A 5,519-nucleotide genomic window follows, 5' to 3' on the forward strand; every position below is an offset into this window, starting at 1 on the left:
AGCCCTGATCCACCGTTCTTGGGATGGGTGGGTCGAGTGATTGCGTGGGAGGTCTGGTGGAAGGGTGTCGGGGTGGTGTGGGCGCGAGTGAGTCTCCGACCTCTCGTGTCGGCTTGTCCTGGGGTTCCTCGGGTTGGGCCCGGTGGGGCTGTGTGGGTGGGTGGTCAGGCCGCGATGGGTGGGCCAGCACCGGTGGCCCACAAGGTGGTGAGCTCGTCCTGCCAGGGCCAGTGGGTGGGGTAGTGCAGGATTCGACGCCTGGAGTGGTGGGCGATGCGGGCTGGCACCATGACCAGGCGCTGGCGGATGGTGGGCATGCGGGCGGTGTTCATGCCCGCGGCGTGCGCTGCGGCCCGGGAGATGTTGAAGGCGAGTACCGCCAGCTGCAGCCAGGCGGAGTTGGCGGTGAAGCGGCCTGAGGGCAGGTGGGCCAAGGCATTGCCCTTCAGCTCTGCCATGACTTGTTCGATGAGGGCATGGCCGCGGTGACGCTCATCAGCTTGGAGCATCGACAGGTCAGAGTTGGTGATGAAGGGGTGGTAGCGGTAGGTGTCGAAGAGTTCCCCCTGGCCCGCGTGAGCCTTGGGGTTCAGCCGCTTGACGCGTCGCACGACGAGCCTGCAGGTGACCTGCTCACTCACCTTGTGGGAGGTGAATGCGGTGAAGGGGACTTCAGCGACCTCAGCGTCACTGATCCACTCTCCGGTGTCTTCTTCGAAGATGGCGTCGGGGTAGTGGATGCCCACCCAGGCGTCTTCCGTGATCCCACTGATGGCTCGGGTCACGGTCTGCCACTGGGGGATGGTCACGGAGAACCAGCATCCAGCGTCTTGGAAGGCGTGGACGAAGGTGCAGGTGCAAAACGCGCTGTCGGCCCGCCCCATGATCTGAACACCTGGGCGGACCTTCTTGGCCAGGGTGAGGGCTCTCGTGGCATGCCAGGCGGCATGATCCCCTGACTTCACGTTGCCGCGACGCAGTTGGGCCCCAGCGATGACGGGCGCAGAGTGCTCGGTGCTGATGGTGGCAACCAGGGCATTGAGACCCTTGACATGGTTGTAGCCATACGCCACGGCCTGCTTGGAGTACCCGTGCACCTCGCGGATCGTATCGTCGAGGTCGACCATGACCAGGGGATCGCTGCCGAAGAGGGTGGGGACCAGGGGAGCCAAGTTGGTCAGGAGCTGGCGGTTGACGGCTCCCAGCTGGAGTGTGTGACCGTGGGTGTAGGACCGCAGGTGCGTCCCCAACGTGCTGGGGGCACGCACCGCCCCCACCACCTTTGCCGACCCACCCGAACGGAGGATGTCCATGCCGTCAATGTCATCAGCACCGGCCAGCATGCCCGCCACCAGCGCGCGGACCTTCACGGGCGCGTTGGGGGATGCCACCGTGAGGCGCGCCTTCAGCAGACCTGTGAAGCCTGCCCGCTGGGCCAGTCCCATCACCGCAGGCAGGCCGCCTGCAGCCACGAGATGATCCTCATCGAAGACGGGCGTGAAACGGCGGGTGTGAGTGTGAGACGATTGCACCTCGAAGATGCCCCCTCGACTGCGTCCAATGGATTGTCTACCAACACCCATTGTCCCAGATCAGAAGGGGCATCTTCCCTGTTCCCACACCCAAAACCCACCCCCACAACGGTGGATCAAGGCTCAGGTGAGGAGGCGACGACGGTAGCCCTCGGCAACGGCGGAGGCCCGGTCGCGGACGCCGAGCTTGTCGTAGATGTGCTGCAGGTGGGTCTTGATGCTCGCCTCGCCGATGAACAGCGCCGCAGCCGCCTCCCGGTTGGAGTTGCCGTTCGCGACCAGTTGCAGCACCTCCTTCTCCCGGTCGGTCAGCGTGCCGGCACCGGGCCTGCGCACCTGTCCCATGAGGTGCTGGGTCACCGAGGGCGCGAGCACCGACTCCCCGCGCGCAGCCGCGCGCACTGCCCGCATCAACTCCTCGGGCAGCGCGTCCTTGAGGAGGTAGCCGGTGGCTCCCGCCTCGATCGCCGGCAGCACGTCGCTCTCGCTGTCGAAGGTCGTGAGGACCAGGACCCGCACGTCCGGGAGGTGTTCGCGCAGGGCGGCGGTCGCGGAGACACCGTCCATCCCGGGCATGCGCAGGTCCATGAGCACCACGTCCGCTGCCATCGCCTCGGCACGGGCAATGCCCTCGGCGCCGTCGGCCGCCTCTCCCACCACGACGATGTCCTCGGCATCCGCGAAGGTGTCGCGCAGCCCACCCCTGACGACCGGGTGGTCGTCGACGATCACCAGTCGGATCATTGCCCGCTCCCTTCCGTGACCCGTGCGCTCCCGGGGGCGATCTCGGGAACGCGCGTACTGACGGAGGTCCCCTCACCCGGTGCGCTCTGCACCTCCACGTGACCGCCGACGCCCCTGATGCGTTGGCGCATGCTCGTCAGGCCGAAGCCGGTGCCGTCCTCGTCGGCGAACCCGCGTCCGTCATCGCGCACGTCCAGCAGCACCTCGCTGCCCGCGTACGACAGCGTGACGCCCACGCGCGAGGCGTCGGCGTGCTTCGCGACGTTCGTCAGTGACTCCTGGACGACCCGGAAGAGCGACACCTCGATCGCGGGGCTCAACGGCACCCGGGTGCCGGTGACCTCCAGGTGGGCGTTCGTCCCGTGGTCCGTGGACCACCCCTCGGTCAGGGTGCGCAGTGCCTCGGGCAGGTGGGCCCGTCCCAGTTCCTCGGGTGCGAGTGCACGCACGGACCGCCGGGCCTCGCTCAGGCTGCTGCGTGCGAGGCGGAGCGCCCGCCCGACGTGCTCCTCCGCCTCTCCCTGCACGACTGGGGAACGCTGCGCTGCCTGGAGCTGGGTGATGATCCCTGCGAGGCCCTGGGCCAGGGTGTCGTGGATCTCCCGGGCCAGTCGCTGGCGTTCGTCCTGCGCCCCGGACTCGCGGGCCTGGGTGACCAGTTGTGCGTGGAGCCCGGCGTTCTCGTGCAGCGCCGCCTCAAGTCTCTCGACGAGTTGCTCCCGCTTGCGTTCCTCGGGCCTGCTGCGCGCCGTGAGCACGATGCCCACCCCGATCGCTGCGGTCTGCACGGCGGGCGACGATGAGGACGAACTCCGTGAGCACCTGGGCGTTCGGGTCGCTCCACACCCGCATCGCCGAGCCGTTGAGGGCCACGGACGTGGCCAGCACGCCCAGCACTCCCACCGGCCAGGGTGAGAGCAGGTAGGCGTGGAAGAATCCCGCGACCGTGAGGATGACGAAGATGTCGGACAGCGACATGAGCGCGAGGCACAGTGCCAGCAGGCCGACGAAGTAGATGGCCGCCGACACGGGCCGGAGGGTCCCCCTCCTCAGGGGGAGTGTCTGCCCGAACAGCATCCACAGCGCCGCAACGGCGACCAGGGCGAGGACGGATACGCCGGTGGGCCAGAACGCGTCACCGGAGTTCGGCAGCTCCCAGGAGAAGTAGATCGCCGTCGAGATCGTCAGCAGCACCCACGGCGTCACCAGTTGCAGCAGGTCCCAGACCCGCAGCTGCTCCGCCTTCCAGGCCAGCCGCGAGCGGTTCACGGCNGGGTCCTGGGACCCGGGAGGGCGGCGGTGGCCGACACCGTGACGACCGACGTGGGATGCCAATCCGAGATCTGATCGTTATCAGATTGTTACACGCCGCGTGGTGGCTGTCACGTGTTCGGTGCGGGTGTCACGGGGGTCCGTCATCCCCGGAGTGCGGGTGGTGCGTCCTGGTGGGTGCTCTCCTCCGTACCTGCTCAGCGGGCATCCACCTGATGGGTGACCGTGAGGGTGGCCCGGGCGATCGTGTGGAACAGCGTGTGGAATGCCGCAGCAGCGGGGGCGGTGTCGTCCGTGAGCCCCAGGGTCTCGACGTCCAGGGCGTGGACGGCGAAGACGTAGCGGTGGGCCCGGTCCCCCGCGGGTGGGGCGGCCCCCTGGTAGGAGGCCTCCCCGGAGTCGTTGCGCAGGTGGAAGGCTGCCCCCTCCAGGGTGAGGTCCGAGTCGCCGGCACCCTGTTCGACTTCGGTCTCCTCCGCCGAGAGGTCGAGGACGGTCCAGTGCCACCACCCCGAGGGTGTCGGGGCGTCGGGGTCGAAACAGGTGAGGACGAAACCGCGGGTCCCCGGGGGGAACCCGTGCCACCGCAGCTGGGGCGAGGTGTTGCCCCCGGAGGCGACGTGGAGGTCGGGCATGGGGGCGCCGTCCCTGAGGTCGTCGGACTCCAGGGTGAAGGCGGGCACGGGGGGCAGGGAGTCGTAGGGGTCCGGTGCGAGGGGGCGGTCGTCGAGGTTCATTGCTTCCTCCGATCCGGCACCGCCTCCGTGGCGGTGCACACCCCCAGTCTCGGCCACGCCGCCCCCTCGTGCCGCCCGGGGGCCGGTGTGTCCTCGCACGGGGAGGTGGGGCGCAGGTGCGCGTGGGCTTCGCTAGAATGTCGAACACATGTTCGATGGTGGGGAGGGTGACATGGGAACGGTGCCTGCCGGGTCCGCCGAGGAGCGTCTGCGACGCGCCCGGGCGGCACTGGCGCGCGCCGAGGAACAGGCCGGGCTGCGCAGCCCAGCCCAGCGCAGTCTCTCCCGGCACACGTCCTCCCGGGACCCACTCCCACCGGGCGCTGCGGTCCACGCCCTGTCCGGGGAGGGGTCCGTTCTCCCCCCCGGTGGCGGGGTCGGTCTGGGGGTCGTCGCCGGGGGAGTCGCCACACCGGACGAGGGCGTCACCGCCCCCTCCGTCGGTGGGGTGGACGCGGCGGGTGCGGTCCTGGAGGTGGGGGCCGGCACCGGGTCCCTCCTGCGGGCGGCGGCAGGGGTGGCACCGTCCCGGGGATGGGTCGGTTTCGTCGGGGTGAGGGACATCGGGTGGTTGGCCGCGCGTGAGGCGGGCATCGACCTGGCCCGTGTGGTCAGCGTGCCCGAGCCCGGACCCCTGGCCGCCGATGTCGTGGCGACCCTGCTGGACGGGGTCGACGTGCTCTGTGTGGACGGGGTCGACCTCTCACCCTCCCAGCAGCGTCGGCTCGCGGCCAGGGTCCGACGTGACGGGAGGGTCGTGCTGACCACGCGGGCCTGGCCGGGGGTCTCGCGCCCCCACCGTCCCGCTGCCCGGCGCACCCGGGAGGAGGCCGTGTGATGGCACGGGTGGGGACAGCGGCGGGAGGGACCCGACGTGTCGTCCTGTGGGTGCCCGACTGGCCCACCACCGCACTGGTCGTCGACACGCCCCCGGGGACACCGGCGGCAGTGGTCCACCGGGGGCGGACCACGGTGGCGACGGTGCCCGCGCGGAGGGCGGGGGTGCGTGCGGGGATGCCGGTCTCCACCGCGCAGTACCTGTGCCCCGACCTCGTCCTCCTGCCCCACGACCCCCTGCGTGAGGCCGCGGCCTTCGAGCCCGTGGCCCGCGCCTTCGACGAGGTCGCCGCCGGTGTCGTCTGCCTGAGGCCGGGCCTGGCATGGGCACCGGCCCTCGGTCCCGCGCGCTGGGCCGGGTCGGAGGAGGCGCTCGCGGGCGCCCTCGTGGAGGCGG

The 5,519-nt window shown here is 70.3% G+C and carries 7 protein-coding genes; 2 read left to right on the forward strand and 5 right to left on the reverse strand.

The window, feature by feature from the left end; genetic code table 11:
- Positions 1-164: 164 nt before the first annotated feature.
- The 5 genes from BQ9890_RS03135 to BQ9890_RS03150 form a co-directional block, all read right to left on the reverse strand.
- Complete coding sequence (locus BQ9890_RS03135; protein ID WP_268258639.1) at positions 165-1,583, reverse strand: IS1380 family transposase; 1,419 nt, start codon at positions 1,581-1,583, stop codon at positions 165-167.
- A 72-nt stretch (positions 1,584-1,655) separates the two neighbouring features.
- Positions 1,656-2,276 carry a response regulator gene (locus tag BQ9890_RS03140; RefSeq protein WP_075889292.1) on the reverse strand — a complete coding sequence of 207 codons (621 nt, stop codon included), beginning with the start codon at positions 2,274-2,276 and terminating at the stop codon, positions 1,656-1,658.
- Positions 2,273-3,064, reverse strand: a complete 792-nt coding sequence (locus tag BQ9890_RS16110; protein ID WP_230297792.1) for a sensor histidine kinase — start codon at positions 3,062-3,064, stop codon at positions 2,273-2,275. Before BQ9890_RS16110 ends, BQ9890_RS03140 begins: the two co-directional genes overlap by 4 nt.
- Positions 2,973-3,545 carry a hypothetical protein gene (locus BQ9890_RS16115; protein WP_230297793.1) on the reverse strand — a complete coding sequence of 191 codons (573 nt, stop codon included), beginning with the start codon at positions 3,543-3,545 and terminating at the stop codon, positions 2,973-2,975. The genes BQ9890_RS16110 and BQ9890_RS16115 overlap by 92 nt, the downstream gene beginning before the upstream one ends.
- A gap of 200 nt (positions 3,546-3,745) precedes the next feature.
- Positions 3,746-4,285 (reverse strand): YbhB/YbcL family Raf kinase inhibitor-like protein, encoded by a 540-nt coding sequence (locus BQ9890_RS03150; RefSeq protein ID WP_075889294.1) that lies wholly within the window; start codon positions 4,283-4,285, stop codon positions 3,746-3,748.
- Between the two features lie 172 nt (positions 4,286-4,457).
- On the opposite strand from BQ9890_RS03150, the gene BQ9890_RS03155 reads away from it, so the two are divergent.
- On the forward strand, positions 4,458-5,123 hold the full coding sequence (locus BQ9890_RS03155; RefSeq protein ID WP_143226220.1) for a hypothetical protein: 666 nt from the start codon (positions 4,458-4,460) through the stop codon (positions 5,121-5,123).
- Positions 5,123-5,519: Y-family DNA polymerase (locus BQ9890_RS03160; protein WP_456047825.1), on the forward strand; the 397-nt coding region annotated here is incomplete at its 3' end. The genes BQ9890_RS03155 and BQ9890_RS03160, both read left to right, overlap by 1 nt.

The organism is Actinomyces provencensis, assembly GCF_900155435.1.
Classification (GTDB): domain Bacteria; phylum Actinomycetota; class Actinomycetes; order Actinomycetales; family Actinomycetaceae; genus Pauljensenia; species Pauljensenia provencensis.

Excerpts from the sequence above, each read along its gene's own strand:
- BQ9890_RS03135 (WP_268258639.1), bottom strand. The coding sequence starts at position 1,583 with ATGGGTGTTGGTAGACAATCCATTGGACGCAGTCGAGGGGGCATCTTC.
- BQ9890_RS03140 (WP_075889292.1), bottom strand. The coding sequence starts at position 2,276 with ATGATCCGACTGGTGATCGTCGACGACCACCCGGTCGTCAGGGGTGGG.
- BQ9890_RS03150 (WP_075889294.1), bottom strand. The coding sequence starts at position 4,285 with ATGAACCTCGACGACCGCCCCCTCGCACCGGACCCCTACGACTCCCTG.
- BQ9890_RS03155 (WP_143226220.1), top strand. The coding sequence starts at position 4,458 with ATGGGAACGGTGCCTGCCGGGTCCGCCGAGGAGCGTCTGCGACGCGCC.